This window comes from Halorussus halophilus (assembly GCF_008831545.1).
Taxonomy (GTDB): domain Archaea; phylum Halobacteriota; class Halobacteria; order Halobacteriales; family Haladaptataceae; genus Halorussus; species Halorussus halophilus.
The window spans coordinates 2968780-2987535 of the sequence record NZ_CP044523.1; the positions used below are offsets into that span (position 1 = coordinate 2968780).

General features: G+C 62.4%; 17 protein-coding genes. 9 read left to right on the forward strand and 8 right to left on the reverse strand.

Features of this window, described 5'->3' with window-relative positions:
* The first annotated feature begins 8 nt into the window (after positions 1-8).
* A complete protein-coding gene (gene uvrB, locus F7R90_RS14745; RefSeq protein WP_158058164.1) occupies positions 9-2069 on the forward strand; it encodes an excinuclease ABC subunit UvrB in 2061 nt (686 codons plus the stop codon).
* Here uvrB and F7R90_RS14750 read toward each other — a convergent pair.
* The gene (locus F7R90_RS14750) at positions 2066-2695 is read right to left on the reverse strand and encodes a hypothetical protein (protein WP_158058165.1); all 630 of its coding nucleotides are present in this window, start codon (positions 2693-2695) and stop codon (positions 2066-2068) included. The genes uvrB and F7R90_RS14750 overlap by 4 nt on opposite strands.
* Positions 2696-2870: 175 nt before the next feature.
* Between F7R90_RS14750 and F7R90_RS14755 the strand changes: the two genes are divergently transcribed.
* On the forward strand, positions 2871-4187 hold the full coding sequence (locus F7R90_RS14755; RefSeq protein ID WP_158058166.1) for a ferritin-like domain-containing protein: 1317 nt from the start codon (positions 2871-2873) through the stop codon (positions 4185-4187).
* Positions 4188-4511: 324 nt separating this feature from the next.
* The gene (locus F7R90_RS14760; RefSeq protein ID WP_158058167.1) at positions 4512-5615 is read left to right on the forward strand and encodes a sulfite exporter TauE/SafE family protein; all 1104 of its coding nucleotides are present in this window, start codon (positions 4512-4514) and stop codon (positions 5613-5615) included.
* An 11-nt stretch (positions 5616-5626) separates the two neighbouring features.
* Here F7R90_RS14760 and F7R90_RS14765 read toward each other — a convergent pair whose 3' ends face one another.
* Entirely contained in the window at positions 5627-6805 is a 1179-nt protein-coding gene (locus F7R90_RS14765) for an SPFH domain-containing protein (RefSeq protein WP_158058168.1), read from the reverse strand.
* 404 nt (positions 6806-7209) lie between these two features.
* On the opposite strand from F7R90_RS14765, the gene F7R90_RS14770 reads away from it, so the two are divergent.
* Positions 7210-7542: a hypothetical protein gene (locus F7R90_RS14770; RefSeq protein WP_158058169.1), complete on the forward strand. Its 333-nt coding sequence runs from the start codon at positions 7210-7212 to the stop codon at positions 7540-7542.
* Here the strand turns inward: F7R90_RS14770 and F7R90_RS14775 are convergent.
* Entirely contained in the window at positions 7533-9305 is a 1773-nt protein-coding gene (locus F7R90_RS14775; RefSeq protein WP_158058170.1) for an excinuclease ABC subunit C, read from the reverse strand. The genes F7R90_RS14770 and F7R90_RS14775 overlap by 10 nt on opposite strands.
* A gap of 9 nt (positions 9306-9314) precedes the next feature.
* Entirely contained in the window at positions 9315-9938 is a 624-nt protein-coding gene (locus F7R90_RS14780) for a hypothetical protein (RefSeq protein ID WP_225741192.1), read from the reverse strand.
* A 279-nt stretch (positions 9939-10217) separates the two neighbouring features.
* Between F7R90_RS14780 and F7R90_RS14785 the strand changes: the two genes are divergently transcribed.
* From F7R90_RS14785 to F7R90_RS14795, 3 genes are all read left to right on the forward strand, one after another.
* Positions 10218-10484: a hypothetical protein gene (locus F7R90_RS14785; RefSeq protein ID WP_158058953.1), complete on the forward strand. Its 267-nt coding sequence runs from the start codon at positions 10218-10220 to the stop codon at positions 10482-10484.
* A 92-nt stretch (positions 10485-10576) separates the two neighbouring features.
* The gene (locus F7R90_RS14790; RefSeq protein ID WP_158058171.1) at positions 10577-11497 is read left to right on the forward strand and encodes an ABC transporter ATP-binding protein; all 921 of its coding nucleotides are present in this window, start codon (positions 10577-10579) and stop codon (positions 11495-11497) included.
* Positions 11494-12384, forward strand: a complete 891-nt coding sequence (locus F7R90_RS14795; RefSeq protein WP_158058172.1) for an ABC transporter permease subunit — start codon at positions 11494-11496, stop codon at positions 12382-12384. Before F7R90_RS14790 ends, F7R90_RS14795 begins: the two co-directional genes overlap by 4 nt.
* Positions 12385-12392: 8 nt before the next feature.
* On the opposite strand, the gene ligA is transcribed toward F7R90_RS14795, so the two are convergent.
* Both ligA and F7R90_RS14805 read right to left on the reverse strand, forming a co-directional pair.
* Entirely contained in the window at positions 12393-14471 is a 2079-nt protein-coding gene (gene ligA, locus F7R90_RS14800) for an NAD-dependent DNA ligase LigA (RefSeq protein WP_158058173.1), read from the reverse strand.
* Between the two features lie 53 nt (positions 14472-14524).
* Entirely contained in the window at positions 14525-15073 is a 549-nt protein-coding gene (locus F7R90_RS14805) for a hypothetical protein (protein WP_158058174.1), read from the reverse strand.
* A 142-nt stretch (positions 15074-15215) separates the two neighbouring features.
* Between F7R90_RS14805 and F7R90_RS14810 the strand changes: the two genes are divergently transcribed.
* Positions 15216-15941, forward strand: coding sequence for a TraB/GumN family protein (locus tag F7R90_RS14810; RefSeq protein WP_158058175.1), 726 nt, complete (start codon positions 15216-15218; stop codon positions 15939-15941).
* Positions 15942-15959: 18 nt separating this feature from the next.
* Here the strand turns inward: F7R90_RS14810 and F7R90_RS14815 are convergent, their stop codons facing one another.
* The gene (locus tag F7R90_RS14815; protein WP_158058176.1) at positions 15960-16196 is read right to left on the reverse strand and encodes a PRC-barrel domain containing protein; all 237 of its coding nucleotides are present in this window, start codon (positions 16194-16196) and stop codon (positions 15960-15962) included.
* Positions 16197-16349: 153 nt separating this feature from the next.
* Between F7R90_RS14815 and F7R90_RS14820 the strand changes: the two genes are divergently transcribed.
* The gene (locus F7R90_RS14820; RefSeq protein WP_158058177.1) at positions 16350-17519 is read left to right on the forward strand and encodes a pyridoxal-phosphate-dependent aminotransferase family protein; all 1170 of its coding nucleotides are present in this window, start codon (positions 16350-16352) and stop codon (positions 17517-17519) included.
* A gap of 19 nt (positions 17520-17538) precedes the next feature.
* On the opposite strand, the gene F7R90_RS14825 is transcribed toward F7R90_RS14820, so the two are convergent.
* Positions 17539-18747, reverse strand: coding sequence for an MFS transporter (locus tag F7R90_RS14825; RefSeq protein WP_225741193.1), 1209 nt, complete (start codon positions 18745-18747; stop codon positions 17539-17541).
* Positions 18748-18756 lie beyond the last annotated feature (9 nt).

Sequence of the window (18756 nt, forward strand, 5' to 3'; positions counted from 1 at the left end):
ACTCTACAATGAGCGACGCCGAGGAGGGACCACTCTCCCCCGACAGACCCGAGGCAGAGACCGAGTTCCGGGTCGATGCGCCCTTCGACCCCGCGGGCGACCAACCCGAGGCAATCGAACAGCTCGCCGAGGGCTACCAGTCGGGGATGGACAAACAGACCCTGCTCGGGGTGACGGGGTCGGGCAAGACCAACACCGTCTCGTGGGTGGTCGAGGAGATTCAGAAACCGACGCTCGTCATCGCGCACAACAAGACGCTGGCCGCCCAGTTGTACGAGGAGTTCCGGAATCTCTTCCCGGACAACGCCGTCGAGTACTTCGTCAGCTACTACGACTACTACCAACCGGAGGCCTACGTCGAGCAGACGGACAAGTACATCGAGAAGGACGCCTCCATCAACGAGGAGATAGACCGGCTTCGCCACTCCGCGACGCGTTCGCTCCTCACGCGCGAGGACGTAATCGTCGTCGCCTCGGTGTCGGCAATCTACGGTCTCGGTGACCCGGCCAACTACGAACACATGAGCCTGCGCTTGGAGACGGGCGACGAAATCGGCCGAGACGAACTGCTGGCCCGCCTCGTTGACTTGAATTACGAGCGCAACGACGTGGACTTCACGCAGGGCACCTTCCGCGTGCGGGGCGACACCATCGAAATCTTCCCGATGTACGGCCGCTACGCCGTGCGCGTGGAACTTTGGGGCGACGAAATCGACCGCATGATGAAGGTGGACCCCTTGGAGGGGAAAGTCGAGAGTCAAGAACCCGCAGTCCTCGTCCACCCGGCAGAACACTACTCCATCCCGGAGCAGACCATGCAGGACGCCATCGCGGAAATCGAGGACGACTTGGACGACCGCATTCGGTACTTCGAGCGGAACAACGACCTCGTGGCCGCCCAGCGAATCGAGGAGCGCACCACGTTCGACTTGGAGATGATGAAAGAGGCGGGCTACTGTTCGGGCATCGAGAACTACTCGGTGTACCTCTCGGACAGGGAGGTCGGCGACGCTCCCTTTACCCTACTCGACTACTTCCCGGACGACTTCCTCACCGTCATCGACGAGTCCCACCAGACGGTGCCCCAAATCAAGGGCCAGTTCGCGGGCGACAAATCCCGAAAGGACAGCCTCGTCGAGAACGGCTTCCGACTGCCGACCGCCTACGACAACCGGCCACTCACCTTCGAGGAGTTCCAAGAGAAGACCGACAAGACGCTGTACGTCTCCGCGACGCCCGCCGACTACGAGCAAGAGCAGAGCGAGCAAATCGTCGAGCAAATCGTTCGGCCGACGCATCTCGTGGACCCCAAGATTTCGGTTGCGGACGCCGAGGGCCAGATAGACGACCTGATGGACCGCATCGACCAGCAGGTCGCGAACGACGAGCGCGTGCTGGTCACGACGCTCACCAAGCGTATGACCGAGGACTTGACCGAGTACCTCGAAGAGGCGGGCGTCGCCGTCGAGTACATGCACGACGAGACGGACACGCTCGAACGCCACGAACTGGTCCGAGGGCTCCGACTCGGGGAGTTCGACGTTCTCGTCGGCATCAACCTTCTGCGGGAAGGATTGGACATCCCGGAAGTCTCGCTCGTCGCAATTTTGGACGCCGACCAGCAGGGCTTCCTGCGCTCGGAAACCTCGCTCGTCCAGACGATGGGTCGCGCCGCGCGGAACGTCAACGGTGAAGTCGTCCTCTACGCCGACGAGCGCACGGACGCGATGGACGATGCAATCTCCGAAACACGCCGCCGCCGCGAGATTCAGCGCGAGTTCAACGAGGAACACGGCTACACGCCGACGACCATCGACAAGGAAGTCTCGGAAGCGAATCTACCGGGGAGCAAAACTGACACCTCCGGCATGAGTACCGGCGACCCCGAGACGGACGACGAGGCAGAGGCGCGGATTGCAGAACTGGAAGACCGGATGAACGAGGCCGCGAGCAATCTGGAGTTCGAACTTGCGGCGGACATTCGGGACCGAATGCGGGAGTTGCGCGAGGAGTTCGACGTTGATGTCGAGGTGGAGGGTGGCGTGCCGGAACCGAAAGGCGAGTTTTAGCTCGATTGCCAATCGGAGAGGTTAGCTTCTCGGACGATGTTTGTGTGTTCAACTCCTAAACAGTCGCCATAGCTCATCTTGACTTGGATTGGTTCTGCTCTTTCTAAAATACGATCTTCTGCGTCTTCTGGTTCAAGAGAGATGAAGCCATCAGCTTCGACAATCGCATTTTCGACTAAACTTTCATCCGAAATCTCGCGGTCCTCAACTGTGAGTTCGTGGGCTGGTCCATTTCCGATGTTCTTTAGACCTAACTCTTTGCCGTTCCGAATGGCGAGAAACAACGTGGGGGCGTGTCTTGCTTCTCGGTTACGCTTAGTCTCCCGGATAGCCAAGACGGTGAAAATTGCTGAAAAACAGGCAGTAGAGACAGCAAGGAAATTCCCTCCGGAATCGTATGAAAAGACCACCAAAGCCGAAGCTGCAATGACGAGTACAACGGCCAAACCATCGAACTTACCCACGATGTTTTTTGTCAGAAAATTCTTGACGACGCTTATTGACCAAATATGCTCGAACCAGAACTCACGGGACCGAACACTCGGCCCTGTTGGCGTTTTCTGTTGAGCCAACTCAATGCTCCGCTTCTCCTGCTGTTTGTTCTCATCCATCGAACTCTGGTTCATGTCATCGACCTACAGCCAATAACTCATGAAGGTTTGCTGCCAGACGGTGATTTTCGGATTTCAAACAGGACCACTTTGACCTCAACCTGAACGAATTTGGGTGAGGAGTGGGTGAAACTCCGGTCGAAGTTCGGAATATCCTCTTTTACTGATAGCGGTTTGCTCGAAACGAATCATGACCCGCGACGACAACGCGAACGACAACCGAACCCGCCGGAACTTCCTGACCGCAACTGCCGTCGTCGGGACGGCCGCGCTCGCTGGTTGTTCTGGCGGCGGCAGTGGCGACGAGACGACGACCGGCATGGACACGACGATGGAGACCACCTCCGAGATGATGGACACGACCACGGAGGAGACCACCACCGAGGAGATGTCTAAGCCGCACCCCGACCTCGACGTACTGAACTACGCGCTGACGCTCGAACACTTGGAGAACGCCTTCTACCGCGAGGGCCTGAACACGTTCTCCGACGACGAACTCATGGGTGCCGACGCGGTGAGCAAGTTCAACGAGACGGTGCGAATGGACGTGCCCGAGTACCTGAAAGTCGCGGACGAACACGAGGCGGCCCACGTGAAGACGCTCAGCGCGACTATCGAGAAACTCGGTGGCACACCCGTCGAAGAAGCCGAGTACGACTTCGGCTACGAGACGCCCAGCGAGTACCTCACCACCGCGAAGGCGCTCGAAAACACCGGTGTTGCGGCCTACGCCGGAGCGGCACCAATGATAAAAGACAACGACATCCTCGGCCCCGCCGCGGGCATCCACAGCGTCGAGGCCCGCCACGCGAGTTTCCTCAACATGGTCAACTCCTCGTCGCCGTTCCCAAAGGCCGTGGACGAAGCGAAGTCGATGGACGAGGTCATCGAAATCGCCAGCCAGTTCATCACCTCCGACATGGGCGGCAGCGAGACGACACAAGAGATGGCAGAAGAGCCGACAGCAGACCGCAAGAAGGACGACGGCACCGGCGACGTGAAGATTCTGAACTACGCGCTGACGCTCGAACACTTGGAGAACGCCTTCTACCGCGACGGATTGGAGAACTTCAGCGACGACGAACTGATGAACGCCGACGTGCTGTCGGAGTACGGCGACGAACTTCGGATGACCGTCCCCGACCGACTCCGCGCAGTCGGCGAGCACGAGGCGGCCCACGTGAAGGCCATCACGAACACAGTGAAGAAACTCGGCGGCACACCCGTCGAGGAAGCCGAGTACGACTTCGGCTACGGAACTGCCAGTGAGTTCTTCGGCGTGGCGAAGGCGCTCGAAAACACTGGCGTCGCGGCGTACAAGGGCGCTGCCCCCTCGGTGTCGAACGACGACGTGTTCTCGGCCGCAATCGGCATCCACAGCGTCGAAGCCCGCCACGCGAGCTTCCTCAACGAACTGAACGTGTCGAACCCGTACCCGAAGGCCGTTGACGAGCCGAAGACGATGAAGGAGGTCAAGGAGATAGCTGGCCAGTTTATCGTCCAGTGAGGGACACTCCCGCCGCTGACACCCTCTCGATAGCCACTCTCGTCGTCCCCTGCGGGGACCATAACGGTCTATAATTTCATTCTATTTCGTTGATAACATTTTTCTGTCGGGGCTCGTTTAGACCGTGGTACTATGAATTCGAAGGTAGCGAGCGCACGGTCCGACCCCGGACACCCGATTCAGCCGCCTAGAGGAGGAATTACTTAGATGCGACCGCAAATAGTCTCCGCATCGACCGTGGGCCAGCATCGTTCCGCCGTGGGACGCTCGACACCGGCAGTGGAACTCGTTTTCGACAGCTAACATCCGAACTCGAACACAACCATGTCACTCCAAAACGTAGTCGAGACGCCGTCCCTCGGAAAAGTGCAGAAGTCGTTCCTCAAGTACCAGCACTTCTTCGTGTTCGCCGCGCCAGTGCTGTTCGTCACCGCCGTCTACTTCTTCGCCCCGACCTCGGGAAGCGGTGGGACAGAGTACTGGTTGGAGTACTGGTGGCTGTTCCCCTTCTTCCTGCTCGGGGCGACCATCGTGAACACGGTCGGAATCAGCGGGTCGGCGCTGTTCGTGCCGTTCCTCATCTTCATCTTCCCGTTGTTCGCGCATCCGCTCGAACCCGAGACGCTGGTGAAGATCGGCCTCATCAGCGAGGCGTTCGGGCTGTCGAGTTCGGCGGTCGCGTTCATCCGCTACGGACTCGTAGACCGCCGACTCGCGCTCACGCTCGTCGGCGGCGCGATTCCGTTCGTCATAGCTGGCGCGCTCCTGTCGTTCGTCATCCCGAAGCCAGTGTTCCACTTGCTGCTCGGTCTCGCGCTCATGACGGCCTCCTATCTGTTGTTTCGGGCCGACCTCGGCCACGAGGAATCAGAGAGCGCGTCGAGCGGCGAGGCGATCGCCGACGGCGGCACCGACTCGCGTGACCTCCCCAACGACGACGGAAAGCTCGGCCCCGCAGGCGTCGAAACCGACGAAGCTGGTACGGTGACGCGAGTGGACCAAGAGGGCGACGACTACGTCTACAACCGCGGCGGCTACCTGCGCCGGTTCGCCAACTACAGCGTCGGCGGCACGTTCCAAGGACTCGCTGGCTTCGGCATCGGCGAGTTGGGCATCGTCTCGATGCTCGGCACGAAAGTCCCGGTCAGAGTCGCCATCGGCACGAACCACATCGTGGTCGCGCTGACCGCGATTCTGGCCTCGCTCGTCCACGTCTTCGGCGGCGGACTGGTCGGCGGTCACTCCCTGAGCATCGCCTCGACGCCGTGGAACATGGTCATCTTCACCGTTCCCGCGACGGTCACTGGCGGGCAAATTGCGCCCTACGTCTCGAACGCGCTGGAGACGAGTACCATCAAGAAGTTCGTCGGTAGCCTGTTCGCCATCATCTCCGTCGCGCTGTTCGTGATGGTCCTCGGGGCGTTCTGAGAAAAACGAGTTCAGTCCTGCGAAACTTCCTTCATCTTCTCGCGCTCCTCGCCGCGGTCTTCGAGTTCCACGTCGTCCATCTCCGCGAGGAGTTCGTCCACGTCGTCCAGACCGAGCAGTTCCTTCGTCTCCTCGTCGAACGCCAGACTGTCGAGGGACTCACTGTCAGTCGCACTCACGTCACTGCCGGTGAGGTGCTTGCCGTAGCGACCCACCAGCGAGGTGAGTTCCTGCGGGAGAACGAACTTGTTCGAATCGCCGTCACCGACGGCTTGGAGCGTCTCCATGCCTTTCTCGACGACGGCGCGCTCACCCATCGACTCGGCGGACTTCGCGCGGAGGACCGTCGAGACGGCGTCACCTTGGGCTTCCAGAATCTGGCTCTGTTTCAGGCCCTGCGCGCGGATGACGTTCGATTGCTTCTCGCCCTCGGCCGTCTCCACCGCGGCGCGGCGTTCGCCTTGTGCCTCTAGAATCATGGCGCGACGGCGGCGCTCTGCGGAAGTCTGTTTCTCCATCGCGTTGACGACCGACTGGGAGGGCATCACTTTCTGGACTTCGACGCTCTCGACCCGGACGCCCCACTCGTCGGTCGGCCGGTCCAACTCTTCGCGGATGCGGACGTTTATCTCCTCGCGCTTGCTCAGCGTCTCGTCCAGTTCCATGTCGCCCAGCACGGCACGGAGGGTTGTCTGGGCCAGATTCGAGACGGCTTTCTTGTAGTTCTCGACTTCGAGGAACGCTTTCTCGGCGTCCATCACGCGGATGTAGATGACTGCGTCTGCGATGACCGGCGAGTTGTCGCGCGTGATGGCTTCCTGCTCGGGCACGTCGAGAGTCTGCGTTCGCGTGTCGTAGACGTGCGTCTCGCTGACCAGCGGGATGACCACGTTGATACCGGGACCGAGCAGTTTCTTGTACTCGCCGAACACCGTCATCGGGCGTTTCTCGTAGGGACCGACGATTTCGACCGCGCTGTAGATGATTCCGGCGAGTACCAACGCGGCGACGAGGGCGACGATACCGCCGAAGTTCAGGGAGGGAACGGCGAAGAAGATAGCGAGGACGACGACGGCGATGGCGAGATAGCGACCGATTTCGCGGCTCTTGCTACTCCCGCCGGACGGTCCGCTACCGTCGCCTCCGCCACCCCCGGTGAGGCGGCCGAGTTCGTAGAAGAGATTGCTCATGTCACCTACACTATGGGGGAGCGGCTTAATTGTGCTGGTCACTTTTCCGGCGTGGCTGAGGTTGGAGGTGCAATAACTGGCGAGTCAACCGCCGAGGTTAGACTTTCGGAGAAAATACGTCGCTTGCTTTGAGTGCTACGTAGCGACGTAGATAGCAGTGAGGCTAGCTACTCCCGAAAACGAGGAGAGAACGCCCCGCATAGCACCGCTCCGCACCGCGAGAGCCACACGTTCGCGCTTCGCACCGCTCGCATGGTCCGAGGAACTCGCCGAGTCCCTCGCTACTCACTGTCCGAGGCCCGCTCTCCGCACTGCCCGCGCCGGAAATGTCACCGAGTAAGCGCGAAAAACACCAATCCACCGTCTCACGTACCCTTATCACGCAAGACGAACAACCATCGAGTATGACGAGTACTCGCGTCGCGCTGGCCCGTGGGTTCGCCGTTGCAGTCGTCGTAGTCCTCCTGCTGTCCTTACTCGTCCTCCTGCTCGGTGGCGTCAGCCAGCAGTGGCTACTCGCGTACTTCCTCGCGCTCGTGTTCGCGGTGACGGGAGCGGCGGGCATCTGGTACGAGCAGTTTCGAGTCGCGGCGGTGGGAACGCTCGGATTCGGCGTCGGGGCACTGTTGCTGATATCGAGAACTGCGTTCCTCTTCGTTCTCGCGGTCCTGCTGGCCGTTTCGCTCGTCGTCGCGTGGAACGGCCGGGCCCGCGAGCAGTTGAAGAGTCAGAGCTGAGTCCCGATGGTCTCCGCCGTCTTCTCGCCGACGCCCTCTACCTCGCGCAACTCCGCCACCGAGGCGTCTCGAATCCCCTCCACGCTTCCAAATCTGCGAAGCAACTTCCGGCGCGTCTGCGGGCCGATGCCGGGCACACCGTCTAACTCCGTCGAAACGCCGTCCCGGATGGTCTGGTGGTACTGCACCGCAAAGCGGTGGGCTTCGTCGCGCACTCGCTGTAGCACGTGCAAGTGGTCTGCGTCCTTGGACCAGTCGAATGTGCCGTCTGGCGTCACGACTAGTTCCTCGGCCTTCGCAAGCCCGATTGCCGGAATCTCCCACCCGGCATCGTCCAGTGCCTCGCGCGCCGCGTCCAGTTGCCCTTCGCCGCCGTCGATGAGCAGTAGGTCTGGGTCGGGCCGGTCGTCGCGGCCCTCGACCGCTCTGTCGGCGCGCCAGCGAAGCAGGTCGTACATGTTCGCGTAGTCGTCGTTCACGTCCTCCAGCTTTTTCCGCCGGTAGTCGGCCTTTTCTGGGGTGCCGCCCGCAAAGACGACGTTGCTCCCGACGACGCTCTTGCCTTGGGCGTGGCTCACGTCGAACCCCTCGATTCGGCGGGGAATCGTCGCCAAGTTCAGCGCGTCCCGGAGTCCCGCGAGCGCATCCGGTTCGCCACCGCCGCGCCGGGCGTTCTTCAGCGCCAAATCGACGAGCGTCGCCTCACGACCTGCTCCCGGCACGCGAACCGCCACGCCCTCGGTTTCGAGCCAGTCCAGCACCTCCTGTTCGTCCGGTCGCTCCGAGAGCAGTAGGGCGTCGGGCAACTCGCGCTCGGCGTAGTACTGCGGGACGAACGCTGAGACGACGGCCGCAGAGCGCGTGTCGCCGTCCGAATCGTTCGGTATCGAGACGGCGTGACGCTCACGTTCGACCAGTTGGCCCGATTCGCTGTGCAGACGCGCCACCGTCGCGTCGTCGCCTTCGAGGACGACGCCGAGTACGTCTACGGCGCGCTCGTCCTGCTGGCTGGCGACGGCTTCGCCCGCGCCGCCGTGGAATCCTTCGACGGCGTCGAGTTTGTCTCGGAGGTTCGCCGCGCGCTCGAACTCCTGCGATTGAGCGGCCTCTTCCATCTCTCTTCGCAGGGGGTCTGCCAGCACGCCTGTCTCGCCTTCGAAGAATCTGACGACCGACTCCACGTCAGCGAGGTATGCGTCCTCGCCGATTTCGCCGGTGCAGGGCGCGGTACAGAGACCGATGTCGTAGTCGAGACACGGCCGGTCGCGATTGGCGAACTTGTGGTCCGAACAGCCTCGCACACCGTAGGTCTCACGGAGCGCCTTCACGACGACTTCGACCTGTGTCTTCTTCGTGAACGGGCCGAACACGCGCGGGCCGTCGCTCCCACGGGCGGCTCTGGCTTGGGGGTCGGGGTCTCGCGTTATCTCGATTCTGGGGAATTCGTGGTCGGTCAGTTGGACGAGCGGGTAGGACTTGTCGTCTTTCAGCCGAACGTTGTAACGGGGCTGAAACCGCTTGATGAGGTTCGCCTCCAGTAGGAGGGCCTGGGTTTCGGTGTCCGTGACGGAGTAGTCGATGGCGTCCGCGCGCCGGACCATCCGACGGATGCGGTCGCTCCGCGGGTCGGCGTACGAGCGAACGCGCTCGCGCAACGAGACGGCCTTGCCGACGTAGAGCGTCGTCTCTCCCTGCTGAAACTGGTAGACCCCGGGGTCCCGCGGTAACGACGATGCGGACTCCCGGACGGCGGCCCCATCCATCGAGAACAGCTAGTCGGTGCTGGGCTTTGAACCTGTTCCTACGACCGTGCGCAGGCGGCGAGCGATCTGCTCGCCTTCCTCGCCTTCCTGCATCGGCACGCGAATCGGGTCGCGACCCGCTCGTTCGATGACCAACTCGTCGGAGCGCGAGGTGTAGTAGAACGCGCCCAGTCCGGCCGCCACGAGCAGCAGTAGTCCGCCGACCAACAGGAGACCGGTGATGAGGACGGTGAACACAGTCGGGAGCGTGGCCGCGAACTGCGCGATGCCAGCGCCCGGACCCGACTCCGGCGTCTTGATTTCTCCGAGCGTGTTGAGGATGCCACTGCTCTGGACGACGAAACCGCCGCCGAGGAAGACGACGCCGTACACCGCGGACTTGACGCCCCAACCCGCGTAGGCGTCGCGGCCGCTGGTCTGGACGTTCGCGTCGAGGACGTTCGGCCGGTCTTCGTGGTCGAACAGTCGGCCGTTGGCGTCGCCGTCGGGGGTGAACACGAGGACACGATGGGTCGTGACCGCGAGACGCGCACCCTCCATCGTCAACTCCTCTTCGACCTCTTCGCCTTGGAAGAGCATGCTGTCGAGGCGGTCGTCGGTCGCCTGCGACAGTGGGGACTCAGTCGTCGTCACTGGTTCGCTCGATGACCGCAATAGCGTTCGTGGTCGATTCCCCGTACCCGTGTCGGTGCACTCCCCAGTACACCAGTCTTCGTGCGTGCCTGCCACCCAGATACTGTCATTCGTCACACCGATACGCTCCTTTCCTTCTTAACACTACTGGCAGTATTGGGAAAGTGTGATTACCATCTTACAGACTAAAAAATAAACTGAGAGGACGGTTAGATGCCAATTTCCGGCCACACGGGACGAACCAACGGGATTCAACAGCCTACCGACGAAATGGTCTGTATGGACGACACCGACGTGCGACTCTGGCTCGTCGAGCGAACGTACACCGACAAGGGACTGGTCACGCTCGTGTACGCGACTACGGATGGCGAACGCCGCCTCCAGCAACAGCGGTCGATGAACATGCTTCAGCAAGTGGACGTGACAGCAGGTATCGACGCCGACCCGGAAAGCTTAGAGGCTGTAGACGACGAAGAGGTGCGGGAACGCTACGCCGACGAAGCCAGAGAGATGGCAAACAGATACGACCCAGACGACGCGGTGTGAGCCGTTTTTCCGTTCGAACGTCGCTGGAAATCCTTCCTGACGCGACACGATAAGGACAAGCCTTTACGTAGGGTGAGGCAAAAGCGGCGCATATGACCGCGATAGAACTGGACGGGGTACACAAACGGTACGGCGACGTCGTCGCCGTCAACGACCTCTCCTTCACGGTCGAAGAAGGCGAGGTGTTCGGCTTCCTCGGCCCCAACGGCGCGGGCAAGTCCACGACCATCAACATGCTGCTGGACTTCGTCCGGCCGACGGAAGGCGAGGTGCGCGTGCTCGACCACGACGCTCACGACGAGAGCGTCGCGGTGCGAGAACGACTCGGCGTCCTCCCGGAGGGCTTCTCCGTGTACGACCGACTGACCGGTCGCCAACACTTGGAGTTCGCCATCGAGTCGAAGGAAGCAGACGACGACCCGGACGCACTCTTGGAACGTGTCGGCCTCACGGGCGACGGCGACCGGAAAGCTGGCGGGTACTCGAAGGGGATGGCTCAACGGCTCGTCCTCGCGATGTCGCTGGTCGGCGACCCCGACCTCCTGATTCTGGACGAACCCTCGACCGGACTGGACCCGGCGGGCGCGCGCCAGATGCGCGACATCGTGAGAGAAGAGGCCGACCGCGGTGCGACGGTGTTCTTCTCCAGCCACATCCTCGGACAGGTCGAGTCGGTCTGTGACCGCGTCGGCATCATGCGCGACGGCGAACTCGTCGCCGAGGACTCCATCGAAGGACTCCGCGACGCGACGAGCGCCGACACTGTGATGCGCGTGACCGTCAGCGACGTGACCGAGGACGCGCTTCAGCAGGTCCGGGACCTCGACGGCGTCTCGGAAGTGGCCCAAAGCGGCGACACGCTTCGGGTCTCCTGCGAAGGCGACCAGAAGACCACCGTCCTCTCGACGCTGGAAGACGCAGGCGTCACTGTCGAGGACTTCGAGACGAAGGAAGCCTCCCTCGAAGACCTGTTCATGGCCTACACGACCGACCGAGAGGAGGTGCCAGCATGAGTTGGCAAGCAGTCGCTCGGAAGGACTTCCAAGACTCGATTCGCTCGAAGTGGCTGTGGGCGTTGACAGTGCTGTTCGTCGGAATATTCGCACTCCCACTGTTCCTGCTGTTCTACTTAGAGATGGGTACCGCACCGTCGCAGGGCCAAAGCGGAACCTCGGACGTGTTCATCTACCTGATGAAACAGGGAACGTCCATCCTCATTCCGCTCATCTCCATCGTGATGGCGTACGCGGCAATCACCCGCGAACGAGCGTCTGGCTCGCTCAAACTCCTGCTCTCGCTCCCACACTCCCGCGAAGACGTAGTGTTTGGCAAAGTGTTGGGCCGCGGCGCAGTCCTAACCGTGCCGATCATCATCGGGTTCGTCGTCGCCGCGTTCCTACTGCTGTTCACCTCGCTGTCGTTCAAGTTCGTGAACTTCCTGCTGTTCGGGATACTGACGGTGCTCCTCGGCGTCGTGTTCGTGGGGTTGTCGGTCGGTATCTCAGCGGCGGCAGAGAGCAACGAACTTGCGATCATCCCATCGATTGGCTTGTTCTTCTGGTTCGTCGTCCTCTGGAATTCCTTCGCCAATCAGGTCGTGAACGCACTGACCAAGTACGCTGGACTGGGTACGGAAGGGAAGTATCAGGCGCTACTGTTCATCAAGTTGATGAACCCGACGCAGGCGTACAAGACGCTCGTCGATACAGTCTTGATGGAGTCTGCGTTCCAGTCGCGACTACTCATGTTCGGCCTCTTCAACCGACAGAAAGCCGCACAGGTACTCGGCGAGTCGCTTCCGGTTTTCCTGTCGAACGCGTTCGTCGTCATCTACCTCCTCTTCTGGCTGTTCGTGCCAGTCGCAGTCGGCTACTGGGCGTTCGACCAAGCAGACCTGTAGGACGAGTCCTACAGAACTCCCCGTTCTTCCAGCAGTTCTTCGAACTCTTCTTCGTCCAGCACCGGTACGTCGTTCGCATCGGCGTCGTCCAGTTTCGACCCCGGACTGTCCCCTGCGACCAGATAATCCGTGTTGCCCGAGACGCTACTCGTGGCGTTCGCGCCGTGGTCCTCGACCAGTTCCTGTGCTTCGCTCCGCGTGTAGCCGTCGAGCGACCCGGTGAAGACGAAGGTCAGACCTGCTAATTCGTCGCCGGTCTCTGTATCGTCGGGCGTTTCCAGCGGCCCGACAGCGGCGAGCAAGTCGTCGATAACCCGCTCGTTCTTCTCGGAGTCGAAGAACTCCACGATTTGGGCGGCGACTTTCGGGCCGATGCCGTCCACCCGCTCTAACTCTTCCTGAGACGCCTCCCGAATCGCCTCGAAGTCGCCGAACTCGCGTTCGAGGTCCGCCGCAGTCGCCGGGCCGACCTTCGGAATGCCGAGCGCCGACAGGAACTCGCGCAGGCGCGGATGCTTCGAGGCGTCGAGTTCTCCCAACAGATTTTCCGCGCTCTTCTCGCCCCAGCCTTCCAGTTCGAGCAGGTCGTCTCTCTCGATTCGGTAGAGGTCCGCGAGACTGTCTTCGAGGAGTCCCGCATCGACCAACTGCTCGACGCGCTCGCCGCCCAACCCTTCGATGTCGAGGCCGTCGTCGCTGGCGTAGTAGGCGACTGCGCGGACGAGTTGGGCGGTACACGCGAGACCGCCAGTGCAGTACGCCATCGGCCCGTCGAACTCGACTGCGCTGTCACAGACCGGACAGTGGTCGGGGAACTCGTAGTGGCCGGAACTCCGCTTGTCCGTGACTTCGGCGACGTACGGAATCACGTCGCCCGCTCGTTCGACCTTCACCTCGTCACCGACGTTGACGTTCATCTCGGCGATTTCCTCGGGGTTGTGGAGACTGGCCCGCGAGACGGTGACACCGCCGACGTCTACCGGTTCCAAGAGAGCGACTGGCGTGAGTCGGCCCGTTCGGCCGACTTGGACAGTGATGTCCGTGATTTCCGTGACTTCGGAGCGCGCAGGGAACTTGTAAGCGTAGGCCCACCGGTAGGCGCGCTGTGTGGTTCCCAACTGCTCGCAGGTAGCCAAGTCGTTGACCTTGATAACCACGCCGTCGATTTCGTAGTTCAACTCCGGCCGGGCGTCCATCAAGCGGTCTCGGTACTCGATTGCGTCCTCGATGTCCGCGTAGAGTTCCGCGCGGTCGTTGACCTTCAGGCCGAAGTTCGGAAGAGTAACGTGTTGGCCCCAGTGGCTCTGAAACCCATTTGAAGAATCTAGCACGTCGAAGAAGAAGCAGTCGAGCGGGCGCTCTGCGGTGATGGAGGGGTCGAGTTGTCGAAGCGTTCCCGCCGCCGCGTTCCGAGGATTCGCGAAGGGGTCCTCGCCGCGCTCGACGCGCTCGCGGTTGTGCTTCTGGAAGGCGTCCTCTGGCATGTACACTTCGCCACGAACGACCAAATAGTCGGGATAATCTCCTCTGAGTCGGTGGGGGACACTGGCGATGGTGCGGACGTTCTCGGTCACGTCGTCGCCCTCGTGGCCGTCGCCGCGAGTCGCCGCGCGAACGTACTCGCCGTCCTCGTAGACGACTTCGACCGAGAGGCCGTCGAACTTCGGTTCGCAGACGTACTCCACGCCGTCCGCTTGTTCGTCGCCCACTTCCCGGCGAATCCGGGCGTCGAAGTCCCGCACGTCGTCGGCTTCCCCGCTGGAATCGATGGAGAGCATCGGCGCGACGTGTTCGACAGTTCCGAGTTCAGAAAGCGGTTCGCCGCCGACGCGCTGGGTCGGACTGTCTGCGGTTTGAATGTCGAAGGCTGCTTCGAGTTCCTGCAAGCGCGTGAACAGCACGTCGTAGGTTCGGTCGCCGATTACCGGGTCGTTCTCGACGTAGTACCGGTAGTCGTGATACCTGATAGCTTCTCGTAGCTGTTGGGCCTGCTCCTCGGCACCCTGCTCGTCCAACTCTTCGACCGGTTCGAACTCCGTCGTCGGGTCCTCGACGTACGGGTTCTCGTCGGCGTCCAACTCACTCATACCTCAGCGCAAGCACTGGTGGGCGATAAAACGACGGGGAGACAGTGGCAAGCTCACCACGATACCCGATAGACGCACTCGGCGTCGCCCTCGGTACGGCACGTCTCGCCCGATTCCGTGACCGAGACGGTGGTCTCGTTCTCGCCGTACCACTCGGCGACGCCAGCGACGACGCCGCGGTCCAGCGCGCAGGGATAGGGATTCTTGCAGAAGACCCGTCCCGCCGACGCGGCGACCTGCTCGAAGTCGTAGTAGCCGACGTCGCCCCCGCGGTGACTGTCCTGGTAGGTCTCGTTGAGTAGTCCGAGACCGTCTTCGGCCGTCGCGACTTCGCGGGGCCAATCGACGTTCCGCGGTATCTGCTCGCCGACGGTCGTCACGACTTGCGGACCAGCAGACTGGACGATGGCGTCGAGCGCGTGGAGATACGCCCGCTGGGAGTACCACTCGTCAGGTCTCGGGTCGTCGATGCCTTCCTCGGCGAGTGCGGCCTCCATCCGCGACTGGTAGGCAGTCGAGAGTTCGCCAGCGGCCCGGAGGACCGCGTCCACGACGTCCCCTCTGACTTCGACGCCCGATTCGAACGGTTCACACCGGCCCATCGCATCCATATGCTCACTCGAAGGGTATACTTTGACTGGTTGAGGTAACGACATCCGGAACCATTCAATATTATTGTTCTAACTGAAAAGGAAGTGAGTAGCAACGACTAAGACGGGTGCGTGATACCCACCCAGAGAGTTCATGGCACGCGAGCGCGACCCTCGGCTACGCGAGGAGTACGTACACACAGAATCCGGACTTGCTAGCGACGTGACGCTGGTCGGCGTCGTTCACGACCACCCCGCGAGCGTCTACCGGACGCAGAAAATCGTCCGAGAGCGCGACCCCGAAGTCGTCGCGCTCGAAGCACCGCCGCTCGCGGTGCCGCTGTACGAGACGTACGCCCGGAATTCCAGTAGCGAGACACCAGCATTCGGCGGCGAGATGAGCGCGGCCGCTTGCGCGGCCGCCGAAGCCGAAGCGAACGTGGTCGGCATCGACGCGCCGACTGGAGCGTTTCTCGCTCGACTCGCTCGGAACTGCTGGGACGAACGTGCCTCGACGACGACCGTTCGACGCGTCCTCTCGGGAGTCGGTTCGGTGACGCGCCACGCGCTCGTCTGCCGGATGGCCGCCGCCGTCGCCACTCGAACTGGCCTCCGCGTCGAGGTCGATTCACCGGTCAAGCACGACTGCGATTCGACCGACTCTCCCGACGTGCAGGCCCGCGACGAACGCAAGCAGGCAGAACAGACCCAATCGCTACTGCGCGCGTTCGACACCCCGGAACCGATTCGACTCAGAGACGACACTCGCGAGCAACACATGGCGACGCGACTGGCCTCGCTCCGCGAGCGCGGACCCGTCGTCGCAGTCGTCGGACTCGACCATCTCGACGGTATCACGGCGCGACTATGCGAAAAATGAGCGCAAGTGACTCTCCGTTCAGAGGTCGTCTCGCAGACGAACCTCGTCGTCGGTGACGGTATCGACGCGACTTTCCTGCAACGGATACGTATCCTCGTCGCGGTCGCCCCAGTCGAGCGTCGCCTTGATTCGGTCGGTGATGCCGGGGTCGGGGTCCACGTACGCGGTGCCGTGCTCGACCTCGGTAATCATACCCACTTTCTCGTCCCCCATGACGACAGATTTGCCTTCGTCGTCGTCGGTGAAATTCACCATGGCACCAGCAGTACAAGCAGGACGTAGATTACGCTGTTGCCTGCCTACGCGTGGTCAAAGACACCCTACGGCTGTGGGCAAGCACGCCCTACGACCGTGGCGGCATTTGCGACGACCCGCGTACTTAAGCCGACGGCGACGAACAGTGGACGCATGCGCGAGGACTTTCTCCTCTTGAATCCGGGTCCGGTCCCCGTCACGCGCGAGGTGCGAAAAGCGATGAGCGAACCGATGGTCTCGCACCGTTCTGCGGAGTTCGAGGCCGTCTACGAGCGAGCGCAAGACGCGCTCGACTACGTGTTCACCGAATCGACACTCGACGGCGCTTCGACCGCGAGCGACGGCACGAGCCTCATCTTCAACGGCACCGCGACGATGGCGATGGAAGCCGCAGTAGCGAATCTCGTCGGCGACGGTGGGAACGTCGTCCCACTCGTCAACGGCAAGTTCGGTCGTCGGTTCAAACGTATCGCCGACCGGTACGCCTCCGTGGACCCCGTGGAGGCCACGTGGGGCCACTCCATCGACCTCGAAGCAGTCGAGGAGGCCGTGGACGACGACACCGACGTGGTGACGATGGTCCACAACGAGACGAGTACCGGCCTGCTCAATCCGGTCGAAGCAGTCGGCGAAATTGCCAAGGAACACGACGCCACGTTCGTCGTGGACGGCGTGACCTCCATCGGCGGCGACGAGTTTCGCATCGACGACTGGAACGTAGACGTGGCGGTCACGGACGCCCAGAAGTGTCTCGCGGCCCCGCCGGGCACCTCCGCGATGTACGCCACCGAGCGCGCCCAAGAGCGCTTCGACGGCGACAGCGCGCCGTTCTACGAGGACTTAGACTGGCACCTGCGGAAGGCCGACTCCCACCAGACGCCGTTCACGAGCGCAGTACCGCTCTTTCGGGGACTGGCTCTCGCCGTCGAAGACATCGCCGAGGAGACGATGCCCGCCCGCATCGAGCGCCACCGCAACCAATCGCAAGCGTTCCGCGACGGCTTCACCGCGATGGGACTGGAGATGTTCCCCGAGCGCAACGACGCGACTGAGTTCTCGAACACGCTCACGGCCATCTCCCTGCCCGCAGACGTGCGCGAGAACCCCGAGGACTTCTTCGACGCCGTGGACGACCGGGGCGTTTCGATTAGTGGTGGACAGGCCCACCTCGGCGGCGAAATCTTCCGCGTGAGCAACATGGGCCACCTCTCCTCGGAGCAGATTCTGCGCGGCGTGCGTACGATTGGTGAGGCCTTCGAAGAGGTCGGTGCAGACGTAGACAGAGAAGTAGGCGTCGAGGCGGCGCGCGAGACGTTACGCTGAGTACCTTCCGAACTCCCGGTTACCGCCCGAACACCGCTCCTTCTCCCCGTTCTCCGAGGTCGAACTTGAAGAACGCCGGAATCGAGACGAGTGCAATCGCTGTCTCTAACGCACCAGCGACGACGAACGCCGCGAAGAAGCCCATTTCGTCTGCGACAGTTCCCCCAATCACGATTCCCGCCAGAAAGCCGAGACTCCCGAAGATGTTGAACCCGGCCATCGCGGTGCCTCTTCCTTCCTCGGTCGCTAAGTCGGTGACGAGCGCCATCGTTGCCGGAGCCATCAGCGCGCCGATGACGCCGACCACGACCATCGCCGCGCCAGCAGTCGTGACGGTGGGCGCGAGTCCAACGCCGACGACGGCGAGGCCGTATAGCGCCGACCCGACGACGATGGGGACCGTGCGGCCGACTCTGTCCGAGAGGACGCCGAACGGATACTGGAGCAGGGCGAACGGCGCGAAGAAGAGGCCGAGCATCATACCGGTCGTTCCGGCGTCGAGACCGAACCCGGCCTCTGACTGGAAGTAGACGGTGCCGACGAGAGCGAAGAAGCCCGCCGTGAAGCGGTCGATGAAGCCGAAGACGTACGGCACGCCGAGCGTCGGTTGGTCGGCGAGCGTCGCCAGTGCTTCGCGGACTCGACGCTCTGCGGTGCTGGGCGCGCGGTCCGAAAGTAGGGGCGTGAGCGTGGCGACGCAGAGTAGGAGGACGCCAGCGACGTAGAGCGGGACGAGAGGGCCGACGCCGTACAGTTGGCCGCCGAGCGGCGCGCCGACGGCCGTCCCGAGGCCGATGGCGATGCCCGCCGCGCCCATGTTCTTGCCGTGGCCGCCCTCCAAGTCCATCAGCATCGTCATCGCCAGCGAGAACGCGCCGATTGTCATCGCACCCTGAAAGACGCGAATGGCGAGGACGGCACCGAACGACAGCGAAAACGCTTCCGGGAGGAGCGCGAGCGCGAAGTAACCGACAGCGCCACCGAGCGCACCCGCCGCGATGAACGGCCCGCGCTTGCCGAAACTGTCGCTGGCGGCACCCCAGAGACCGGCGCAGACGACGAACGCGGCGAACTCGGCCGCGAGGAACCACATGCTCGCGTCGAGCGTCGTCGTCGCGCCGACCGCACTCACGAGGTCCGGGACGCCGGGGTAGAGCAACACCTGCGCCAGCAAGACAGCGAACACCGCCGTGGCGAGTATCGGTCTGTCGCGTCCGGAGGAAGTCACGGAGATATC